At 39.8% G+C, this 21,518-nt stretch carries 16 protein-coding genes; 10 read left to right on the plus strand and 6 right to left on the minus strand.

What is annotated here, in order from left to right; translation table 11 throughout:
- Position 1 precedes the first annotated feature (1 nt).
- Positions 2-958, plus strand: a complete 957-nt coding sequence (locus tag ACOQON_RS12295; RefSeq protein ID WP_420575715.1) for a transketolase family protein — start codon at positions 2-4, stop codon at positions 956-958.
- Here ACOQON_RS12295 and ACOQON_RS12300 read toward each other — a convergent pair.
- Complete coding sequence (locus tag ACOQON_RS12300) at positions 955-5,304, minus strand: hypothetical protein (RefSeq protein WP_420575716.1); 4,350 nt, start codon at positions 5,302-5,304, stop codon at positions 955-957. The genes ACOQON_RS12295 and ACOQON_RS12300 overlap by 4 nt on opposite strands.
- 138 nt (positions 5,305-5,442) lie before the next feature.
- Here ACOQON_RS12300 and ACOQON_RS12305 point away from each other — a divergent pair, with 138 nt between their 5' ends.
- A complete protein-coding gene (locus ACOQON_RS12305) occupies positions 5,443-6,633 on the plus strand; it encodes an aspartate aminotransferase family protein (RefSeq protein WP_420575717.1) in 1,191 nt (396 codons plus the stop codon).
- Between the two features lie 4 nt (positions 6,634-6,637).
- Here the strand turns inward: ACOQON_RS12305 and ACOQON_RS12310 are convergent, their stop codons facing one another.
- The gene (locus tag ACOQON_RS12310; protein WP_420575718.1) at positions 6,638-7,816 is read right to left on the minus strand and encodes an aspartyl protease family protein; all 1,179 of its coding nucleotides are present in this window, start codon (positions 7,814-7,816) and stop codon (positions 6,638-6,640) included.
- A 76-nt stretch (positions 7,817-7,892) separates the two neighbouring features.
- Between ACOQON_RS12310 and ACOQON_RS12315 the strand changes: the two genes are divergently transcribed.
- Positions 7,893-8,711, plus strand: a complete 819-nt coding sequence (locus tag ACOQON_RS12315; RefSeq protein ID WP_420575719.1) for a purine-nucleoside phosphorylase — start codon at positions 7,893-7,895, stop codon at positions 8,709-8,711.
- A gap of 3 nt (positions 8,712-8,714) precedes the next feature.
- Here ACOQON_RS12315 and ACOQON_RS12320 read toward each other — a convergent pair whose 3' ends face one another.
- Positions 8,715-8,945: a hypothetical protein gene (locus ACOQON_RS12320; RefSeq protein ID WP_420575720.1), complete on the minus strand. Its 231-nt coding sequence runs from the start codon at positions 8,943-8,945 to the stop codon at positions 8,715-8,717.
- Between the two features lie 388 nt (positions 8,946-9,333).
- Between ACOQON_RS12320 and ACOQON_RS12325 the strand changes: the two genes are divergently transcribed.
- The gene (locus ACOQON_RS12325) at positions 9,334-9,801 is read left to right on the plus strand and encodes a DUF2214 family protein (RefSeq protein ID WP_420575721.1); all 468 of its coding nucleotides are present in this window, start codon (positions 9,334-9,336) and stop codon (positions 9,799-9,801) included.
- A gap of 39 nt (positions 9,802-9,840) precedes the next feature.
- Complete coding sequence (locus ACOQON_RS12330) at positions 9,841-10,359, plus strand: DUF3124 domain-containing protein (protein WP_420575722.1); 519 nt, start codon at positions 9,841-9,843, stop codon at positions 10,357-10,359.
- 51 nt (positions 10,360-10,410) lie between these two features.
- Here ACOQON_RS12330 and ACOQON_RS12335 read toward each other — a convergent pair whose 3' ends face one another.
- Complete coding sequence (locus tag ACOQON_RS12335) at positions 10,411-11,607, minus strand: acyl-CoA dehydrogenase family protein (RefSeq protein ID WP_420575723.1); 1,197 nt, start codon at positions 11,605-11,607, stop codon at positions 10,411-10,413.
- Positions 11,608-11,684: 77 nt separating this feature from the next.
- Between ACOQON_RS12335 and ACOQON_RS12340 the strand changes: the two genes are divergently transcribed.
- Genes ACOQON_RS12340 through ACOQON_RS12350 form a run of 3 tightly spaced genes read left to right on the plus strand, consistent with a single transcriptional unit; the run spans position 11,685 to position 14,852 of the window.
- Entirely contained in the window at positions 11,685-12,644 is a 960-nt protein-coding gene (locus tag ACOQON_RS12340) for a tryptophan 2,3-dioxygenase family protein (protein ID WP_420575724.1), read from the plus strand.
- Complete coding sequence (locus tag ACOQON_RS12345; protein WP_420575725.1) at positions 12,637-14,487, plus strand: toxin-antitoxin system YwqK family antitoxin; 1,851 nt, start codon at positions 12,637-12,639, stop codon at positions 14,485-14,487. The genes ACOQON_RS12340 and ACOQON_RS12345 overlap by 8 nt, the downstream gene beginning before the upstream one ends.
- Positions 14,484-14,852: a CoA-binding protein gene (locus tag ACOQON_RS12350; RefSeq protein WP_420575726.1), complete on the plus strand. Its 369-nt coding sequence runs from the start codon at positions 14,484-14,486 to the stop codon at positions 14,850-14,852. Before ACOQON_RS12345 ends, ACOQON_RS12350 begins: the two co-directional genes overlap by 4 nt.
- Before the next feature lie 19 nt (positions 14,853-14,871).
- On the opposite strand, the gene ACOQON_RS12355 is transcribed toward ACOQON_RS12350, so the two are convergent.
- Complete coding sequence (locus tag ACOQON_RS12355; protein ID WP_420575727.1) at positions 14,872-16,251, minus strand: leucine-rich repeat domain-containing protein; 1,380 nt, start codon at positions 16,249-16,251, stop codon at positions 14,872-14,874.
- Between the two features lie 184 nt (positions 16,252-16,435).
- Between ACOQON_RS12355 and gyrB the strand changes: the two genes are divergently transcribed.
- Positions 16,436-18,394, plus strand: coding sequence for a DNA topoisomerase (ATP-hydrolyzing) subunit B (gene gyrB, locus ACOQON_RS12360; protein WP_420575728.1), 1,959 nt, complete (start codon positions 16,436-16,438; stop codon positions 18,392-18,394).
- 204 nt (positions 18,395-18,598) lie between these two features.
- Positions 18,599-20,431 carry a M1 family metallopeptidase gene (locus ACOQON_RS12365; protein WP_420575729.1) on the plus strand — a complete coding sequence of 611 codons (1,833 nt, stop codon included), beginning with the start codon at positions 18,599-18,601 and terminating at the stop codon, positions 20,429-20,431.
- 7 nt (positions 20,432-20,438) lie between these two features.
- Here the strand turns inward: ACOQON_RS12365 and ACOQON_RS12370 are convergent, their stop codons facing one another.
- On the minus strand, positions 20,439-21,509 hold the full coding sequence (locus tag ACOQON_RS12370; RefSeq protein WP_420575730.1) for a DUF1573 domain-containing protein: 1,071 nt from the start codon (positions 21,507-21,509) through the stop codon (positions 20,439-20,441).
- Between the last annotated feature and the right edge of the window lie 9 nt (positions 21,510-21,518).

Genomic DNA, 21,518 nt, shown 5'->3' on the forward strand with positions numbered 1-21,518 from the left:
AATGAAGACAAAGCTTACTTACACTGATAAAAAAGACACACGTTCCGGGTTTGGTGATGGCCTCTTGGAAGCTGCAAAAAGTAACCCTAACATCGTAGGACTTTGTGCGGATCTTACAGGCTCATTGAAAATGAATGCTTTTCAAAAGGAGTTTCCTGAGCGGTTTTTTCAAGTGGGAATTGCAGAAGCAAATATGATGGGGATTGCAGCTGGACTCGCTACTGCAGGAAAAATTCCTTTCACAGGTACTTTCGCTAATTTTTCAACAAGTAGAGTTTACGATCAACTCAGACAATCAATCGCTTATTCAGAAAAGAATGTGAAAGTCTGTGCTTCGCATGCCGGATTGACTTTGGGAGAGGATGGAGCCACCCATCAGGTGCTTGAAGATATTGGCATGACTAAAATGCTTCCAAATTTCACAGTCATTAATCCGTGTGATTACCACCAAACAAAGGCGGCTACTATAGCAATATCCAAATATGAAGGTCCGGTGTATTTACGTTTTGGCAGACCTGGCTGGCCCATGTTTATGGAGAATCAGCCATTTGAAATCGGTAAAGCAATTACCTTGATTGAAGGAAGCGATGTTTCTATTTTCGCTACAGGTCATATGGTGTGGAGAGCAATTGAGGCAGAAGCTGAGCTTGCTGAACAAGGTATATCTGCAGAAGTTATCAATATACATACGATCAAACCGCTAGATAAAGAAGCTATTCTTCAGTCTATTTCAAAAACTCGTTGTGCCGTTTCTGCTGAGGAACACCAAATAGCAGGAGGTCTTGGGGAAAGTATAGCTCAAACAATCGTAAGAAATGATCTCGTTCCTCAGGAATTCGTTGCTGTCAACGATCATTTTGGAGAGAGTGGAAAGCCAGCAGACTTACTCGACAAATATGGTCTTGGAGTGAAAGACATTGTGGAAAAAGCAAAGAAGGCTATCCAACGAAAAGGCTAACTACTTTCCGACCCGGAAGATATTTTGCTTAGCGAAGAAATGCCACTTAGTCTTGGCACCAAACTCGCGATTGCAATTAGTACACTCACCATTGCGTTGAAGTCCTGAAAGAAATCCGGGTTGCCAAGGAACAGGAATGCCAGAATACCTAAGAGTGAAAGACCTAACACAGCACTTACGGTGCTCCACGTTCCTTTTTCACGAACTTCTTTTTCCATTTTCAAGGCCTCTCCCTTTTTAATAATAGAAAGAACGAAATTGGTGAAGCTTTCATTCATGATTCGTAGCTCATCCTCATAAATAAGTAACCCCTTTTCAAGCAAACTCCTAATACCATTCTTGTTATTTATATTAACGAAACGGTCCTTTGCCAGATCATAAATAATATATTTTTCTTCTTTGGATAAAGTGTTCCAAAGACCTAAATAATAGCTTTCTGCAAGTAGCTGAATGCGTAAAATCAGATCCTCTTTATCTATTTTACTTTCATCATTTCCAACATTTTCTTTCAGCTTCACAAAATAGTCCTTAACCCCGGGCAAAAGGTTGGGTAAAAAACTACCTTTATTTAACTCCATTCGGAAAAGCTGTTTGAACATATCACTTTTAATCCATGATGGATCTAGATAACTGTTGATTTTACTGTTTTCTTTGATTGGGTTGTGGACGATTATAAATCCACCCAAAACATGCCTCCATGTTTCCAGTGCGCAATTAAGCTCTTCTCTGGTTTCATCATCACCATCAAAATTCGAAATCTTATTCTCATAAAAATTGGTAATAAAGCTTGGGTGTACATTGGATGAAATGACGAGCTGCTGACCATGATGACTTGCGAGTTTCTCCAAAAGCTTTAGTCTTAACTTATTGATCTTATGAGAGCTTACTCCGTATTCGAAATTTTCAATAATCACTCCATCAAAAAGCTTAAAGTTTACTGCTGATAGTTTATTCCATTCTTCCTCGTTATTTGCAAGCATCATATCCGCTTCATAAAAATTCCCCTCCAGCGTCTTAATTAGGTTGCTCTTATTAGACTTAGGTAGTCCCAATAAAAAAATCTGTCGTTGCTTGTGGTGAGTTATACTATCATCACCTATAGAAATTCGCTTGAAGTTCTCAACGGTGAGAGGCAGAGTGTTCTTGAAGTTATTGTACTCTCTTCCATATATCTTATTTACGCAATAATCTATTAGAACATAAACACCAACCAGAATAAGTAAAACAGTAAAGAAGAAAAATGAACTGTATTGCCTTACTCCTTTTTCAATTGATTCCTGTCGCTGACCAAAAGACAGTAAACTGGGCCGGCTCACGATGGTTATCCGCTCATGATCCTGTCTGGTTTTTGGCCCAAAATTATCCATGTAAACAAGCTGCATTCGGGATTTATCCAAATCATTCGGAAAACACCATTTTCTGTTTTTCTCTTGTGATAGATCGTACGCAAGCCCCTTGCTTTCAATAATTAAATCACTGTAATGTGGTCTTAATTTAGAAAGTAGATGATCAGAGTTACTAATGTTGTCATTGCAGAATTGATAGGCAGAACCTGAACTTACATTTAGTTCTGAGTTTAAAAAATACATGCCGCTATCCAGCTTGGAGTTGAAAAATGACTCCCGAACATCCTTAATATTTACCAAAGCATCCAATCGGTCATCAACGACTCGTACTTTCTGTTTGTAATGTTCAGCAATCTTCAATTGGTTATACTTATGCCAAATAACCTCCTCCTCATTGTGGGCAACCATAAAGATGAAGAAGATCGGCAGCACACTACTAATAAGCAGCCAACTGAAGAGGAAAATATTATAGGAATGATGCTGAAGTATACTTTGGATAAACTTGAAATTTGGTAATCCTATTTTTCCGTTACTCACAGCCTCCTCAATGAATTTATTAGAAAGTAAAAAAACAATCAATAGTGACTGATAAACGATCCACCACCAGGACATGCTAAAAAACGAAATGTAACTCCAGTCTGCTGCCACAATAAACAGCAGAAAAGCGATATTAAAATTTCTTCGTTCGGTCGTTTTATCCGTGTAACGAGTGATTTTATTTGGTGACAACCAAATAAAGCTAATCAAAAACAGGTAAGCGTTAGTTATTACAAAATTGAAAAGAATATCTGCTTCATGAACACTCGGAATAGCTATCATGATCAATAGTAACGCTCCAATAAAAAGAAACAACAAAAACAAGAATTGGTACTCCTTTGATTTCCCCTCCTCTGGCTTCATCCAGTGAAGTAAGAATGTATCAATCCTAAGCTTAGACCTTCGCTTTTGAATTAGGTTTAGAATAATCATCATCAGGCAAACCGCAGCAAAAGAGCCAAAAAGAAGTATGATAGAGATACTAACAACTCCCTGTATTTCTGCATTTCGATATTCATTGTCATAAAAAGTCACCAGGTACAACGGCATTGAATTAATCGGCTGGATATATGAACGATGATTGACATTTCTGTATTTAATATCTGCCCAGGATGCCACCCTGGTATACATGGCTGCCCGGATATCTCCATCATTGTTTGTCTCTTCTAAAAAATTCTCCTGTAAAACCCGATCCTTAAGATTATGAAATTTCACCAACCCCTCAGTATCAATGATTGCAAAACCATAGCCAATAGGAAGGATGGCATCCATCACTGACCCTAACTGACTCGTCATAGCCAAAACAGGCATATCCTCTCCCATTTCAGAAGGAATGGACACTGCTGCTTCTCGAGTAAAGTCACTCCAGGAAACAATGGATTGTAAGTAGAAATTGAAGCTGGTATCCTTTTCGAGATTATACTTTTGAACGGCAGTCAGGCTATCAAAACGAAGCTTCCACATCTTGTCTTCCACAATATTCTTGAAGTACTCCCGCTCACTTACATCAACTGTTGATGCTTTCATATTTAAAAGTGTTCTCTGAAAATCATAAGATGTGTTTCCATCTTTTTCAATCCAAAAAATATGATTGAATTCATTGTAATTAGAAACATCAAAATTCTTAAGGACAGTGGTATCTGGTAAATCAGTATTCTTTGAAACGGCTAAATCCAGTTCATTTAGCAGATTTACTATGGTATATATTTCCCTTACAAAACTGCCTTCTATCTTTTCTGATAAGTCCTCAAGGTTATGGTCTATTTCTTGGTTTCCCTTGATCACAAATTCATACAAATTGAAAACAATAAGCAGGACCATGGGTATGCCCAGCACCAAAGAACCACCGACCATCAAAACATTTCGGATATGAAGCCGCTCAATGGGACTCATCAACACTAGCTTGAGCATTGGCATGGAAATAACCAAGAGCAACACAAGTAGTATCGCCAGAACCAATAAAAACACCTCTACCTTTTGAGATTCTTTTTTGAAAACAGATGACTTGACAAAACCGCCGAGAAAATAGGTCTCATCATTGATTTTCATTCGATGAAACATCAGTTTATAACCTTCATTAAAGAGTTCTACATGTACAGGCTTAATCATTCTTGGGCCCATGGAGATATTCAGAGAATCCGCATTGCCATTTTTGGTGCCTTTCGTCTGGAGCGTCGGACTGATGGAAACCAGATCGATAGGATTATTAAAAGTTTGGTAAATGATTGAATAACTAAAGGGATCACCCAACTCCTTTACTCCGGAATAATCCTCCTTTAGAAGCACATATTCATCAAAAAAACCATTCACCAAAACATCTTTGATAAACGTGTTTGCACCTTCACTAAAGGATATGGTCTCCCCTTCATCTCCCTTTATATTCCATGCAAAATCATTCTGACGATAAAGCAACTCGTCCTTGGAGTAATAATTATCGCTTTTATCATAGTAATAGTTAAACGTTACGTTTCTGGGAGCCGAAGATTGAAGAATTTCAATAATCCTGTTATTGGCTCTTTCACTAAAGCTTGATTGTAGTTTATTGATTTGCTCCTGATAGAGGTCAATTCTTTTATTAATTGCTCTTACCAACCTATCAGTTTCAGCCGGATTGCGGAAATAGCTGAGTTTGCTTTGTAAAATCCTGGAAGAATCATTAAGAGCGATGACCTGATCCTGGTACCAATTAATTGTGGATTGTTGCTTTTGCCCCGCATCCAGAATGGACTGTATATCTCCCTTTACCGTTTTGTAGATATACGCGAGATAATTCTGATATCCGGAATATTTGTTCTTAATATTCTCACTCTTTCTGTCTAATACACGGTATGCACGATCAATGAATCTCGATTCACTGGTTTTTACATAAACGAGAAAATAGTAAGCAAAAGCAGCAAGTATCAGCAACAGAGTCGTAAAAAGAATACCATTCCTACGGCCCACTTTAGGTAGTGAAAAGGTCATTTTCGATTAGGTAATAGTGAGTATAGATAGTAATATAAAGATTATCAAACCTAACTAAAAGACACACTCTCAATTTCTTCTTAAAATGAAATCAGATGAGCAAATAGTGAAATAACATGCATTGTGCATCTTTGCGATATGCTTTCAAACAGACAGCTTTTTCTCAACCACCTGGCTCAAACATCCGACGCACCTCTCATGCTGGAAATGGTATCTGCTGAGGGTGTCTACATGACTGATATTGATGGAAAAAAATACCTTGATTTAATATCAGGGATTGGGGTCTCCAACGTAGGCCATCGCCACCCTAACGTTGTAAAGGCAATCAAAGAGCAGGTAGACAAGCACCTTCATGTGATGGTTTATGGAGAATTTGTGCAAAGTCCTCAAGTAAGGCTTGCTGAAGCGCTTATAAAAACGCTACCAAACACTTTAGATTCGGTCTACCTTGTAAATTCAGGGAGTGAAGCCATTGAAGGGGCTATGAAACTCGCCAAAAGGTATACTGGACGGTCCAATCTCATCGCGTGTAAGGATGCCTATCACGGATCGTCTCATGGGGCGCTTTCACTGACCGGCAGTGAAGACTTCAAACAAAACTACCGTCCACTTTTACCCGGTATTTCTCATATCCATTTTGGTGATGCTGAATCATTAAGTCTTATCGATGACGAAACCGCTGCAATCGTAATAGAAACCGTGCAGGGAGAGGCTGGTGTAAGACATGCGGATAGTTCCTACTGGAAAGCTTTACGAGAGAAGTGTGATGAAACCGGGGCATTGTTGATTCTGGATGAAATACAATGTGGCTTTGGCAGAACAGGGAAATTATGGGCATTTGAACATTACGACATTAAACCAGACGTTTTAGTAAGTGCCAAAGGAATGGGAGGTGGCATGCCCATTGGATGCTTTATTTCGTCCAAAGAAATCATGGGTGTATTTACCAATAACCCGGTACTGGGCCACATATCTACATTCGGTGGACATCCCGTATCAAGTGCGGCCTCACTGGCAACACTAAAGACCATTCAAAAAGAGAATCTACTTCAAGATGTTGCAAACAAAGAAAAAATCTTTCACGACCATCTGAAGCATCCTAGAATCAAAGCAGTGAGGAGTAAAGGGCTTATGATGGCAGTGGAATTTGAGTCCTATGATGTACTGAAACCAATCATAGACCGAGCGATTGAATTGGGCGTGGTGACGGATTGGTTCTTATTTAACGACAGGTCTATGCGAATAGCTCCGCCACTTATCATTACAGAAGAAGAAATAAAAAAAGCCTGCGAGATAATTCTGCAGGCCATTCATGATGTGGTGGAATAGCTGATCAAATCAGTTGATTCAAATCGAGCGTAAAGGTCTTCTCCTCTCCCATTTGCAATACGGTCAATTTCACTTGTTCATTTGCTTTTTCCAAAAGCTCACGGAGTTGAGGAAGTGTATAATCGTCAACACTTTTATCATTCACCCTTAAGATTTCAGCCTCCGGCGAAATACCAGCCTTTTTCGCTGGACTATCCTCATAAACCCTATGAACAAGCACCTTACTCATATCTTTATTCAATTGAAGATACATACCGCTGGCATTTACAGTCATCTTTTCATCAAAGGCTTTGTTCTTCGAGAAATAAATTTTTTTCTGTGAATAATCGAAAGTGATGTTAAACTTCTTCAACAACTTATTGCCCATAATTCCCGCTACCTTTTTATTGTGTTGGATCCCATGGCGAGCAGTACTGATACCAATTGGCATTTCTAAAAAATCAAATCCACCAAAACCAAAATTCCGAACTCGACCTTCATAATGCATAGTCTCATCCTCACTAAGTCCTGCAACCGGGTATGAGAAATGATCCCCTGTTCTTTTGATGATATCATTCTTCTCAGCAAATCTGGTGTTGAAATCCATTGTTGTTCCTGCACCTGTATTTATGAAAAATTCACCAGTTAGGGTTTCCCCATCATTCAAAGTCACCCTAGCTTCAATGTGGGGAATGTAATTATCCAACTTAAATTCAAATTCCTTTCCGCTCCCATCATGCTTATATGTGCCCTGATCGTATAGCTCAAACATTCCCTTATCATAATCCAACTTCACTACATAGTGGTGCAGTAAATCATATCCTATTATTCCATCAATGTTCTTTCCGATACTCATCTCCAGATGCCTCAGACTTGTTGCATAAAGCTGGATATCCTTTTCTAACTCTATCCCGTTCAACTCAATTGTATTATGATCAATGAGAGCTCCTTTCACAGCACCCTGTGCGCTAGTTTTAGAGGCTTGATGGTTCAGGTCCAGCCCTAGCTCATTTGCTACATCCAGATCAATAACCGGCAATCCATCTCCAGTATCAAAAATGAAATCTAAAGGCTCTGAGCCATCCACACTCAGCTGAATAAACAAGTGATCCCCAAACAGCTGCATCTTCGTAGATGTAATCGGTGTTTGCGCCTGAATTGATATTGAAACAAGGAAAAGCGAGGCAGTAAGAAATTTTTTCATTGTGATTGAAGTCTAATTAATTTCAGGTCAATTTAGAGATTATTCAAAATAGAACCATAAAAAATAGATATACGATATGCAAATGATAGAAAAAGTAAGTGCTGCCGTCAAGTTCCTTCAGGAAAAGGGATGTGAAAATCCAGAGGTAGGAATTATCCTCGGTACGGGTCTTGGGGCACTTACTGATGAGATTGAAATAGAAAAGGAGTTTGTATATGCCAACATCCCTCACTTTCCAATAGCGACTGTTGAGTTTCATAAAGGAAAGTTGATTTATGGAAAACTGGAAGGGAAAACTGTCGTTGCGATGCAAGGACGATTTCACTACTATGAAGGACACAGTATGGATCAAGTGGTCTTTCCTGTACGGGTCATGCAAAAGATGGGTATAAAAAAATTGATTATTTCCAATGCAGGTGGTTGTATGAATTTAGATTGGAAAAAAGGGGAGTTGATGCTCATAGAAGATCACATTAATCTCCAACCTGACAACCCCTTGAGAGGGCATGAAGCTGCTGCTTTTGGGCAGATTTTTACAGACATGAGTCAACCTTATGACGCAGAGGTTAATGAAATGCTCTTAAAAATAGCCGCTGAGCAGGGTGTTAAGCTAAATAAAGGAGTTTATGTATCTGTTGTTGGTCCAAGCCTGGAAACAAGGGCCGAATATCGTTTCTTGAGAATGATCGGAGCTGATGTAGTGGGAATGAGTACTGTACCGGAGGTCATTGCGGCAAATCAAATGGGTTTGCCCGTTTCTGCCATCTCAGTTTTAACAGACGATTGTGATCCAGATAACTTAGAACCTATCGATATTGAAGATATTATTGCTACTGCAAAGAGCGCCGAGAAAGATCTGGTGGTTTTACTAAAAGAATTAATGCAAAGACTTTAGTAATCAACCCTTTATATCAGCAGCTTTCTCTTGCACGATCAACTCTACAAGAGTCGGATCAGTTTTGTCCAGTGTTTCTGTAAAAGGCCAGGGCTCCTCCATATCAATTTCATTATACTGAGTCGTCTTAACACTTTTTAATTGCTGCATCTCTCTTTTAGCAGACCTACCCTCTGTTTTGATTCGCGCGCTGCAAAAAACAAATAGAGCCATGACAAGTAATACGATCCTCATACGCTGATATTAAAACTGGATTTATCTATAGCTAAAGTATGACAGATCATTACCAAAGTAAATACCTAAAAAATGGTATTTATTGATTCTGGTTTTTACTGATAATAAGCCAAGAAGTTCGAATGGTATTTGTTAAAAACTTTATCAAATGATAATAAATCACCAATAACGCTACCCTTTTTTGGGTATTTTTCAAAAAATCTTTTCGATTCATGATTCAGAAATGAATCAAAGTGATTAATCTCGAATCCTAATTGGTTAAAATATGATGACAAGAGGTTCTACTCACCTCTCGTTTCAAAGAGCTATCTAAGGATAGTTGGTTGGGTCCGACGCTAAACTCTAATAAGGTACAGGTCGGACCTTTTTTGAAACCATCAATATAAATATGCGTTATTTTCGCATGCTCAACCTGTCACTCAACACCTACGCACACCTCCTTTTCATCATCACTATTTTTTGCGCTTTAATAGCAGAAGTGATACTCATTGATAAGGCTGTCCAACGAAAAACGATAAAAAAACTAAGCCTCATTGATGGTGTTTATGGCTTAGCTGCTCTGCTTGTACTAGGCACAGGTTTACTCAACTGGATGGTATTCGGAAAAGGAACTACTTATTACAATAGCAACACGCTTTTCTTAATCAAAATCTCACTTTTCATTATCGTAGGACTGCTCTCCATCTATCCGACAGTCATGATAGCTCGGGCAAAAAAGCTACTTAAAAAGCACTCTGCCGAAGAGGTGTCTTTGCCTAATGCTATGAAAATGAGAAAGTTCATTATTGCAGAGTTAATTATTATGTCCTGCATTCCACTGCTTGCAGAGTTAATGGCCAATGGAATTGATTTTTAAATCAGCATATTGGTATCTTTCAGTATGAATCTGCGAAAAATGAAGCTCTTACCGATTGCTATCATGGCACTGATGATCTGTTCATGTATGAAGCCTGACCCAAACATGAATGAGGAAACCGGTACAGATGAGCTGACCTCCCTTGAACTGGAGGATCCAATAAACAAGCTGGAAATGACCTATGAGGACATTATTTATGTACCTATTTATTCAGATATTTACTTGGATGCCAACAACCAAAAGACCTTACTCGCTGCTACTTTGAGCATCCGAAATACCAGCTACAGCGATTCCATCTTTATATCGAAAATTGACTACTTCAGTACCGACGGCAATCTGGTAAGGAAGTATTTAAAAAATCAAATCAGCCTTCCTCCCATGGCCACCATCAATTATGTGATTGAGCGAGAAGATGATACCGGAGGATCTGGTGCTAATTTTATTGTGAAGCTAAGTGCGAAAAATGAAGATGTGAAGCCACTCATCCAAGCGGTTATGATTGGCCAGTATGGCAATAAAGGCTTTGCTTTTTCAACTGACGGATACTCGATAAAATAAAAAAAGCCACCCAAAAAGGGTAGCTTCATGTCATACTATAATACTCTCTTCCTATTTAAAAGCAGGAATACCTGTGATTTCCGCACCAAGTATCAGCAAATGGATATCATGAGTACCTTCATAAGTCACTACCGACTCAAGGTTCATCATGTGTCGCATCATTGGATATTCCCCAGTTATGCCCATACCTCCATGAATTTGTCTTGCTTCTCTTGCAATATTTAATGCCACTTCCACGCTATTTCTTTTTGCCATTGAAATTTGAGATGTGGTGGCCTTTCCTTCGTCCATCATCTTACCAAGCTTCCAGTTTAGCAACTGAGCCTTAGTAATTTCAGTTAGCATCTCAGCCAGCTTCTTTTGAACCAACTGAAAAGCTCCAATCGGCTTTCCAAATTGTTCGCGTTCCAATGAGTATCTCTTAGCTGAATCATAGCAATCCATTGCTGCACCAATCGCACCCCAGGCAATACCATATCTCGCTTTATCCAAACATCCCATCGGAGCTCCTAATCCATTTTTACCAGGCAATAAATTTTCTTTAGGAACTTTTACATCACTAAACACCAACTCACCGGTGCATGATGCTCTCAATGACCATTTTCCATGAGTCTCCGGTGTACTGAATCCTTCCATGCCTCGTTCCACAATCAAGCCATGGATTCGTCCTTCCTCGTTTTTGGCCCATACCACCGCAATATCTGCCTTTGGGGAATTGGAAATCCACATTTTAGCACCATTTAGCAAGTAGTAATCACCCATATCCTTAAAGTTGGTCTCCATCCCACTGGGATTCGAACCATGATTGGGCTCTGTGAGTCCAAAGCACCCAAGCATTTCACCGGACGCTAGTTTTGGTAGGTATTTTTTCTTTTGATTTTCCGATCCATACGCATAAATCGGATACATAACCAATGACCCCTGAACAGAAGCTGTAGACCGCATACCCGAGTCTCCACGCTCTATTTCCTGCATAATCAGACCATAGGAGATGTAATCAAGGCCTCCTCCCCCGTATTCAGCAGGAACAGTAGGTCCAAATGCTCCAACCTCTCCAAATTTCTTTACTATCTCCTCAGGAAAGTGATTTTTTTCTGCCCATCCTTCGATGAATGGAGTGATTTCCTTTTTTACAAAATCACGAACGGACGATCGTATCAACTTATGTTCTTCGGTAAGTAGGTCGTCAAGGGCGTAAAAATCCGGTGATTCAAATTCATCTACAAAGTTTCGCTTTTCTGCACTCATCAGGGGATGGGTTTTATGTCTGTTGTTAAAATTTTCCGCCAAATTTACAACCATAAAACGCAACGAAGACAACTACTATGGCGGAAAAGAAGATAGATGAAAATATTCTACAGCAACTCACCAAACTCGAAGAAAAATATGAGGCGATGGGGCAGGATTTATCCAGCTACCTGGATGGCTTGCTTTACTCGGACTACCTTACTTACTGGGATTATATCCACCTAGACACTCTTCTAAGTCTACAAAATCCGCGAACAGCTATTCCTGACGAGAAAATATTTATTCTTTATCACCAGGTTACAGAGCTCTACTTTCGAATGATCCTGAATGAGATGGAGCAAGCCACTTACTCCGATCCTGTAGGTGAAAAAACATTCCTCAAAAGACTCAGGAGAATTAACCGGTACCTCGATCACCTCATTGATTCGTTTGATGTGATGACAGAGGGAATGGATCAGGATCAGTTTTTGGCCTTTCGTATGGCACTTCTTCCTGCCAGTGGTTTCCAGTCCGCCCAATATCGTAAGATTGAAATCCACTCAACAGACTATATACACCTAATCAACCTGGACAAAAGAGAGGAATTAGAAAACGAGAAAGATATTTCAAAGCTCTATGAGTTCTTATACTGGAAAGCAGGCGCCACTGAACTGGCTACAGGCAAGAAAACCCTGACACTCCGGCAGTTTGAAGCTAAATATGGAAAAGAGTTTATTGAAATGGGAGAAAACCTGATGAACTGCAATTTACTTAGGAAGTACCATAATCATTATGAAGGAAATGAGGAGGTAATTGCTGAACTGAAAAAGCTTGATCAAAAAGCCAATGTTGATTGGCCACTGCAGCACTTGAAATCAGCTACAAGGTATTTACAACGTGACCCTGATGTAATCAAAGCATCGGGTGGAACTAACTGGCAGAAATATCTCCCTCCTCGTAGGCAAAGAATTATCTTCTATCCGGAGCTATGGACCGAGGAAGAAACCAGGGAATGGGGACAGAAATTCAAAAAAGCGCTAACCAGTACACATGCTTAGAGTTAGTGGCTATATCACTATCATATTTTCAATTGCCTTTGCTCAAGCACAGATTAAGCAAGGAAAAAACTATTATGATTCTGATAGTACCAATATCAGTGAAGTATATCATTATTCGATTCAGGACTCTATGCTCAATGGAGAATATGAGTCCTTTTACCTTAATGGGTCTCTAAAAACCTATGGATGGTATAAGAATAATCAACCTGACAGTATTTGGAAGTACTTCTATGAAAATGGTAGAAAAAAGGCTGAGGGTAGATTTAAAAATGGAATACCTTCCGGCTATTGGAGGTATTATTTTGAAAATGGTAACCTTAAATCAGAAGGTATTCTGAGAGGAAATTCAAAAGAGGGGCATTGGAAATTCTATTACGAAAACGACGGAGAAAAGAGCAACGGTGAATATGCAAATAACTCCAAAACCGGAATCTGGAATTATTTCTATGAAGATGGATCTTTAAAGGCACAATCAATCATAGAAAATGGTTTAGGTCAGTATACAGAATTCTATCCCTCAGGAGCAAGAAGAATGGAGGGCACAAACAGAAATGATAAAAGCGAAGGAGAATGGATTTACTATTACGAATCAGGTGAACTTGAGGCTATCGGAGAGTTTAGCAATGGGTTGAAAACCGGGGTATGGACCTATTATCACAAGAATGGAGAAAAGGCCGCAATCGGAAATTTTTATAAGGGTCAGAGAAATGGAGAGTGGGAATATTATCACCAAAATGGAAAGCTTAGCCAGTCAGGGAAAATAGCAGAAGATGAAAAAGACGGGTACTGGAAACTTTTCTACCCTACCGGTGAAATGTTGGGTGAAGTCACTTTCGACGAAGGGGACGGAATGTTTAATGAATACTACCCGAGTGGAAATCAAAAATCAAAAGGCCAAATCATTGACGGAGAGAAAACAGGTAAATGGTACTACTATAGTGAAAAAGGGCAGCTCGAAGGGGAAGCAGACCTGAAAAAAGGTGCAGGAGAATACATCGGCTACTACCCTGATGGCAGCATAAAAATGAAAGGGCAGGTGAAGGATGACAAGCGTGTCGGAGAATGGACCTTGTACAATCCTGATGGAAGTACCGCAGGAACCTACCGGCCTATCTATGAAAATACCCAGCCAATTTTCAAGACCAGAATTACACAAGATGCGGAAAACAAAGAATCCCTGGATAAACCAAACTATCATCCTGAAAAGCGAGGGTTGAGGTACTTTTTACCCAGAGTAAATGAATATAAGGGATTCATTATTGCATCAAATCCTGTATGGCTCCTCGATGAGCAGCTACCAATAGCCATTGAATATTACATTCAGGAACGTTTGGGTTATGAATTACAATTTGACATCATTCGATCTCCTTTCTTCACGCCTGATGAGAAGATAGGAGATTATCAGGTTTACAGCCGTGGAGTTAAAATTCATTTCAGACAAAAATTTTACCACGCTGATTCAAAGCTGGGCATGTTTTACTTTGGACATGAAGTCAATTTCAAATACCTGAGCAACAAAGTAAATCACCTTGACACCCTCCGAAATCCCCCTCCCCAATTGAAGGGAAACCTCATTGAAACCAGCTACGGCTATGGCTTGTTCATAGGGAACAGATGGATGAAAGATGTAGGATCGTCCGGATTAACAATTGATGCCTTTTTAGGAGTTGGTGTAGCTAGTAGATCCTATAAGGAAGATTACGCACCAAGTCAATTAAGCCTGCTCGATGAACGTCTGGATCCCTATTTCAGTGATGACATCAAATCATCCGTTCACTTTCCAATCATCATTGGACTGAATATCGGATTTGCAGTAACGAAAAGTAAGAGCAAGACCCAATGAGTAAAAAAACAGCCATTCTTGGTGCCACGACTAATCCGGCACGATATGCCTACCTGGCAGCAGAGAGACTCTCTGCTCACAATCATGAAATTATTCCCATTGGAATTAAGAAAGGAACTGTATTTGGTCAGGAGATTTTAGACCTGAGACAAAAGCCGGACATCACAGGTATTGATACCGTGACCATGTATATTGGCCCACAAAATCAGAGGGAATGGGAAGACTACATCATATCACTGAATCCGAAAAGGATCATCTTCAATCCCGGAGCAGAAAATCCATCACTGGCCCACAAGGCATCTGAAAACAACATTGAAACAATTAATGCCTGCACCCTCGTCATGCTTGGAAATGGCCTTTATTGAGAATTGAGATAAAAAATGATCAATCCGCAGATGACTCATGAATAGCTATTGATGGCACAACATTGACACCTTGTTCCATGAGTTTCTTTAGCGCCTCACGTGTTTCAAATTGTTCCGGATCATTCAAGTCAATATCAAGATTTCTCCAGAAAAAAGTCTTCAGGTTCAATTCATTAATCTGTCCGGGGATTTGGGAGATATCGGTATCTGAAATATCTAAATCTTCCAAACTCCTCATTCCTAAAACCTGCGCCGGAAAGGTTGGAATGTAATTATTCTGAAAATGAAAAACTCTAAGGCTATCTAGTTCCTCCAGTTGTTGCGGCACCTCACTTATCCTATTGTGATGAATATATAATTCTTCCAGACCGCTCAAATCACCGATCTCATCCGGAATATCATAAAGAGAATTAAATGAAAGGTAGAGAATCTTTAGGCTTCTCAGTTTGGCTATGTCGGACGGAATTTTCTCCAGTTCATTATAGTACAAGTCAATAACCTCCAACTGCTCCAAACCAAAAAGGTCAGCAGGAAGGTTCTGCAAATTATTTTTATAAAAAGAAATCTTCGAGAGGTTTTGGAGCGCTGAAATACCCTTGGAAATTTCAGAAAGTTCATTTACCTGAATCAACAACTCCTTTAATCCCGCCATTTTATAAAGTGAGGGATGGAGATATTCAATCTCGCATTTGTTTAGATGCAGAATCTCAAGATCCTTCAATAACCAATACCATCTTCTATTTATGACAACTGGATTCCTGGACAGATCCAATTCTCTAAGTGATTTTAATCTTCTACCCTTCCAGGTTGGGATTTTAGTGAAGGCATTATTTTCCAGTACCAATTCCTCCATGTCTTTCAGCCTATGGACCTTAGGTAGCTTTTTTAATCCATTTCCTGTCAGATCTAATTTTTCAATCCCTTCCTGCCGCTTAATTTTTGGCCTGTTCGTTCCCAATTCATTATACCTCCAATAGATTCTTTTCAATTCAGAAAGATTATTGAGTGATTTTGGAAGCTCATGTATCTGATTATAATCCAGTATTAATATCTCAAGGCGCTCTGCATCATATACCCAATCAGGAATTTGACTCAGCCTTGCACCAGTAAGATCCAGCTCCTTTACTGATGAAAGATCAGATGCCTTATATTGATTGATTCTGTCTACTGCCTCCTGGTATCTTTCCTCTTCTTTGATCTTCCTGATTGAATCCATGTATCTCTCAGGATCCTTCTCCCTCCTTCTTCTTATTTCCTCAATACGCTTGAGCGTCTCTTCATACTGTTTGCGTCGTTCTATTGCAGTGCTGTCTTCTGTGCTCAGGTTAGTTTCTTGTGAAAAAACGGGTAGAATGAAGATCAGAATAAATAGATATAGAAAGAGGTTTTTTGGCTGCATTACAGGTTAGGTTTAAGAATGATTTTAAAGGTCGATTTTAACCATCAAAAACCTCGCCAAATCGAGATAATTTTAGTACTTTTGAACCTTGAAAAAGACTACATTTTAAACATTTAAGAGCACTTTGAAAAGATTTGAAAATCATTCAATCTAAAGCTCTAATTCTTGTTTTTAATCACTGCACATGGAAGACAATAAGCAAAACAAAAAAGGGGATTATTCTGCCAGTAATATCCAGGTTTTAGAAGGCCTGGAAGCCGTAAGAAAAAGGCCAGCGATGTACATCGGAGACATTGGGATGAAAGGACTTCATCACATGGTATGGGAGGTTGTTGATAACTCCATCGATGAGGCTCTGGCCGGACACTGCGACACAATCACGGTAGAGATCAATGAAGACAACTCGATTACAGTCACTGACAATGGTCGTGGAATCCCTGTAGATATTCACAAGAAAGAGAATAGAAGTGCCCTTGAAGTAGTGATGACAGTACTTCACGCAGGGGGTAAGTTTGATAAAGACACCTACAAGGTTTCCGGTGGACTTCACGGTGTTGGGGTTTCCTGTGTGAACGCTCTTTCCTCCAGCCTGAAAGCAACCGTACACAGGGCAGGTAAAGTATGGGAACAAGAATACAGCAGGGGTGTTCCTAAAGCTCCTGTTAAAGAAATCGGTAAGACTGATATCAATGGAACTCGCATCAATTTTAAACCTGATGAGGAGATTTTTACCGTACTGAAATACAACTCTGAGACAATCGCTTCGAGGTTAAGAGAACTTTCGTATCTCAATGCTGGTATCAAAATCAAAATGATTGATCATCGTGAGCTGGATGATGATGGAAAGGCACTTGAAGAAGAGTTCTTTTCTGAAGGTGGTCTCTCGGAATTTGTAGCTTACCTTGATAATACGCGTGAGAAGCTAATTCCAGATCCGATCTACATAGAAGGTGATAAAGGAGGGGTTCCTGTACAAGTCGCTCTAAGCTACAATACATCCTTTACTGAAAATGTAGTTTCCTATGTAAACAACATCAATACCATCGAAGGAGGTACGCATGTTTCCGGTTTCAGAAGAGCACTTACACGTACGCTGAAAGGATACGCTGATAAATCCGGCCTACTTGACAAAGTGAAAGTTGAGATTAGTGGAGACGATTTCAGGGAAGGTTTAACAGCAGTTATCTCCGTGAAAATAGCAGAGCCTCAATTTGAAGGACAGACGAAAACAAAGCTTGGCAACTCTGATGCAATGGGCGCTGTAGACACCTGCGTTAGCGAGATTCTATTGGAATACCTTGAGGAGAATCCTAAAGAAGCCAAACAGATTGTATCCAAGGTAATTATTGCTGCACAGGCAAGACATGCCGCAAGAAAGGCACGTGAAATGGTGCAGCGAAAAAATGTACTTTCAGGAACCGGTCTTCCAGGTAAACTATCGGATTGTTCAGATAAGGATCCGTCTGTGTGTGAATTGTATCTGGTAGAGGGGGATTCAGCTGGAGGATCGGCTAAGCAGGGAAGAGATAGAAGGTTTCAGGCCATTTTGCCTCTAAGAGGAAAAATCCTAAACGTGGAAAAGGCCCAAGAGCATAAAATCTACGACAATGATGAGATCAAAAACATGATCACAGCACTCGGTGTGTCATTTGGAACGGAAGACGATGAAAAGGCGCTGAACATGGAAAAACTACGCTACCATAAGATCATAATCATGACGGATGCAGATATTGACGGAAGTCACATTCGAACGCTGATACTTACATTCTTCTTCAGATACATGAGATCGCTTATTGAAAAAGGGTATCTCTACATTGCACTACCTCCACTCTATCTCATCAAAAAGGGTAAAACAGAAAGGTATGCATGGTCTGAAGATGATCGGGTAAAAACTATAAAAGAGGTCGCACCAAATGGGAAAGAAGATTCAGTAAGTGTACAACGATATAAGGGATTAGGAGAAATGAACCCTGATCAGTTATGGACAACAACCATGGATCCTGAGCATAGAAGTCTCAAGCGGGTTACAATCGAATCTGCTGCAGAAGCTGATCATTTATTCTCAATGCTAATGGGTGACGAAGTGGCACCACGTCGGGAGTTTATTGAGAAAAATGCCAAATACGCCAATGTTGACGTATAACTTACTTAGATAAAATAATCTGATACATTGCCTGGATAAACTTCCAAATTACAGCGAACGTAAAAAGGATTGCAGACCCAAAAGCGAAAATGATCAGAAGAACAAAGTCTAAAATTTTTTCCATACTCTTCAGGTTAATTGAGTTATTGAATATACGATTTAATTAACCAAGAAGATGATGAAATGTTAAACTATTTTTCCACTATGAAATATAATTTTATTAAGAAAGTAATTTTCACTCTTTTATTTGGTTGTTACGCGTACTTCGGTCAAGCTCAAAACTACTGGCAACAACGAGTAGAATACACGATGGATATCGATTTCAATGTCGAAAATCATCAATTTACGGGTGCTCAAACATTGAAATATTTCAACAATAGCCCGGATACGTTGGACAAAGTGTTTTATCATTTGTATTTCAATGCTTTTCAGCCGGGAAGTATGATGGACACCAGAAGCAGAACCATTGAAGATCCTGATGGTCGTGTCAGAGATCGTATTTCAAAATTGGATGATTCGGAGATTGGCTTTCACAAAGTTCAATCGTTAACACAAAATGGTAAAGACCTGAAATTTCAAGTGGAAGGAACTGTGTTGGAAGTAGTTTTAGCAGACCCAATTCTTCCGGGTACCTCTACAGTTTTTGATATGACCTTTGAGAGCCAGGTCCCTGTACAAATCAGAAGAAGCGGGAGAAACAATGCTGAAGGAATAGACTACAGCATGGCTCAATGGTATCCGAAGATGGCTGAATATGATGGAAGAGGTTGGCATACCCACCCGTATGTAGGAAGAGAGTTTTATGCCCCATGGGGAGACTTTGAAGTAAACCTCACTATTAATAAGGATTATGTTGTAGCTGCAACTGGTACGCTGCAAAATCCTAATGAGATCGGGTATGGATATGAAGATGAAGGAACTAAAGTCAATCGGAAAGCAAAAACACTCACCTGGAAATTCAAAGCTGAAAATGTACATGATTTTGTTTGGGCCGCAGACCCGGATTATACACATACAAAAACCATGGTAGAAGGTGGTCCTGAAATTCACTTTTTCTACCAAAAGGGGGGCAAGACTGAAGCATGGGAAAAACTACCTGAAGCCACAGCAAAAGCCTTTGCATTCATTGAAGAAAACTATGGCGAGTACCCATATACACATTATTCCGTCATTCAAGGGGGAGACGGTGGTATGGAATACCCAATGGCAACCCTTGTTACCGGAGAGAGAAATTTTGGAAGCTTGTTGGGTGTGACTGTGCACGAAGCATTGCATTCTTGGTACCAGGGAGTTCTTGCTTTCAATGAAAGCTATTATTCCTGGATGGATGAAGGATTTACATCCTATGTGCAGGACGAAACACTGGCTTATTTACGTGGTGACCAGGAAAATGCGCAAAAAGGTAATTATGCCAGCTATGTCCGACTCACTCAAACTGGCAAAGAGGAGCCGATGAGTACACATTCAGACTTTTTCACTACCAATTATGCCTATGGTCGATCAGCCTATACCAAAGGAGCTATTACGCTGGCACAGATGAATTACCTGGTTGGAAAAGAGACTGCTCTAAGAGCTCAAAAGAAGTTTTATAACCAGTGGAAATTTAAACACCCGGATGCTAATGATTGGATAAGAGTATTTGAAAAAGAATCGGGCCTTGAGTTAGATTGGTACCTGGATTTTTGGACAAATCATACACACACCATTGATTATGCAATAGAATCCGTATCAGCGTCAGATAATAAAACCACCGTAAACCTTGAAAAGAAGGGTTATATGCCTATGCCTGTGGATGTTTATGTGACATTCAATGATGGATCCAAGAAAATCTACTATGCCCCTCTTGTGATAATGAGAGGTGAAAAAGAAAATGAAACAGATCTGGAAAGAGTGGTACTGCCGGACTGGCCCTGGACACACTCCACCTATCAGTTTACCATTGATAAGCCAATGAGTGAAATCTCTTCAATTGTGATTGATGAGACTGGTTATATGGCAGATGTGAACCGCGAAAACAATATGTGGGAGAAGGATTAACCTTCTCCTACTCTTCGCCTTTTTCAACCTTCCCTTTAATGGTAATTATCTGTGTGGGAGCGACAGGGTCGTTGGAATAGACAGTTATAGACTTATATTGATTACCACGCATTTCTGAGGTATCAAAAGAGACTTTAAGCGTCTGGCTTTTCCCTTTTTTGATACCTTTCTTTTTTAAGTCATAGGTAATGCACCCACAGTTTGACTTAACTGCACGCAGTTCCAATTTTTCCTTACCTGTGTTTGATAGCTCAAATTCCATTTCCAAAATAGAGCCCGCCGTGACTCGCCCAAAATCGTAAGACCGATCAGAAATCTCCAGTTTAGCAGCATTATCCAACTCCTCGGCCGTCATTTCGGGGAAATACTCCTCAATGACCGCAATCACTGACAGGTTTTCCTCAGAATCTTCACTCAATTGAATATTATCGCTCACAAAACCATAGTCAGCCTTTTTGATGGGATCGTAGGTAATTTTCAGCTGACCCACTTCTCTTGGATTCAAAAAATCCGGCACTAATTCTACCTGAATATGATCGGGAAGAATCATTTCATCAGCATTAAGAACTGCTATTGTATCAGAGTAATTAAACACATCAAACGTCTTCTCTACAGGTTTTTCAGTAGTGATCTTTCCAATATTCATTCCCCGATATTTGAGTCGTAAATCACCAACTAAAACCGGAAATTCCTCTTCCGGGGTTTTTGGTTTCGGTTTCACAAAACCGGATATGTATAAGGTATGATTTGAGGACGGATCGCTGGTTGTTAATCGAAGCGATTTTCTAAATCGTCCGGGCCTGTTTCTTGGGTTGTATTTTGCTTTTACATAGCCGGAATCTCCAGGCATCACTTCTTCCCTTGTCCAGCCAGGTGTTGTGCATCCGCAGGAAGCCTTCACTCGAGTGATTGTAATAGGCTCATCTCCTTTATTCACAAATCTGAAGGTAAACTCAGCAGGTCCTGCTTCTTCCATTATGTCACCAAAGTCATGATCCGTTTTCTCGAATTCCAATTTTGACTGGCTGTAAACAGTAGCAAAAAACAAAAGGGCTAAAATGGAAAAAATCGCTCTCATCTCTAATTT

The sequence above is a fragment of the Ekhidna sp. genome (genome assembly GCF_965221965.1).
Taxonomy (GTDB): Bacteria; Bacteroidota; Bacteroidia; order Cytophagales; family Cyclobacteriaceae; genus Ekhidna.

Coding starts and splice junctions, on each gene's coding strand:
- ACOQON_RS12295 (WP_420575715.1), top strand. CDS start 2: ATGAAGACAAAGCTTACTTACACTGATAAAAAAGACACACGTTCCGGG.
- ACOQON_RS12300 (WP_420575716.1), bottom strand. CDS start 5,304: ATGACCTTTTCACTACCTAAAGTGGGCCGTAGGAATGGTATTCTTTTT.
- ACOQON_RS12305 (WP_420575717.1), top strand. CDS start 5,443: ATGCTTTCAAACAGACAGCTTTTTCTCAACCACCTGGCTCAAACATCC.
- ACOQON_RS12310 (WP_420575718.1), bottom strand. CDS start 7,816: ATGAAAAAATTTCTTACTGCCTCGCTTTTCCTTGTTTCAATATCAATT.
- ACOQON_RS12315 (WP_420575719.1), top strand. CDS start 7,893: ATGCAAATGATAGAAAAAGTAAGTGCTGCCGTCAAGTTCCTTCAGGAA.
- ACOQON_RS12320 (WP_420575720.1), bottom strand. CDS start 8,945: ATGAGGATCGTATTACTTGTCATGGCTCTATTTGTTTTTTGCAGCGCG.
- ACOQON_RS12325 (WP_420575721.1), top strand. CDS start 9,334: ATGCGTTATTTTCGCATGCTCAACCTGTCACTCAACACCTACGCACAC.
- ACOQON_RS12330 (WP_420575722.1), top strand. CDS start 9,841: ATGAAGCTCTTACCGATTGCTATCATGGCACTGATGATCTGTTCATGT.
- ACOQON_RS12335 (WP_420575723.1), bottom strand. CDS start 11,607: ATGAGTGCAGAAAAGCGAAACTTTGTAGATGAATTTGAATCACCGGAT.
- ACOQON_RS12340 (WP_420575724.1), top strand. CDS start 11,685: ATGGCGGAAAAGAAGATAGATGAAAATATTCTACAGCAACTCACCAAA.
- ACOQON_RS12345 (WP_420575725.1), top strand. CDS start 12,637: ATGCTTAGAGTTAGTGGCTATATCACTATCATATTTTCAATTGCCTTT.
- ACOQON_RS12350 (WP_420575726.1), top strand. CDS start 14,484: ATGAGTAAAAAAACAGCCATTCTTGGTGCCACGACTAATCCGGCACGA.
- ACOQON_RS12355 (WP_420575727.1), bottom strand. CDS start 16,251: ATGCAGCCAAAAAACCTCTTTCTATATCTATTTATTCTGATCTTCATT.
- gyrB (WP_420575728.1), top strand. CDS start 16,436: ATGGAAGACAATAAGCAAAACAAAAAAGGGGATTATTCTGCCAGTAAT.
- ACOQON_RS12365 (WP_420575729.1), top strand. CDS start 18,599: ATGAAATATAATTTTATTAAGAAAGTAATTTTCACTCTTTTATTTGGT.
- ACOQON_RS12370 (WP_420575730.1), bottom strand. CDS start 21,509: ATGAGAGCGATTTTTTCCATTTTAGCCCTTTTGTTTTTTGCTACTGTT.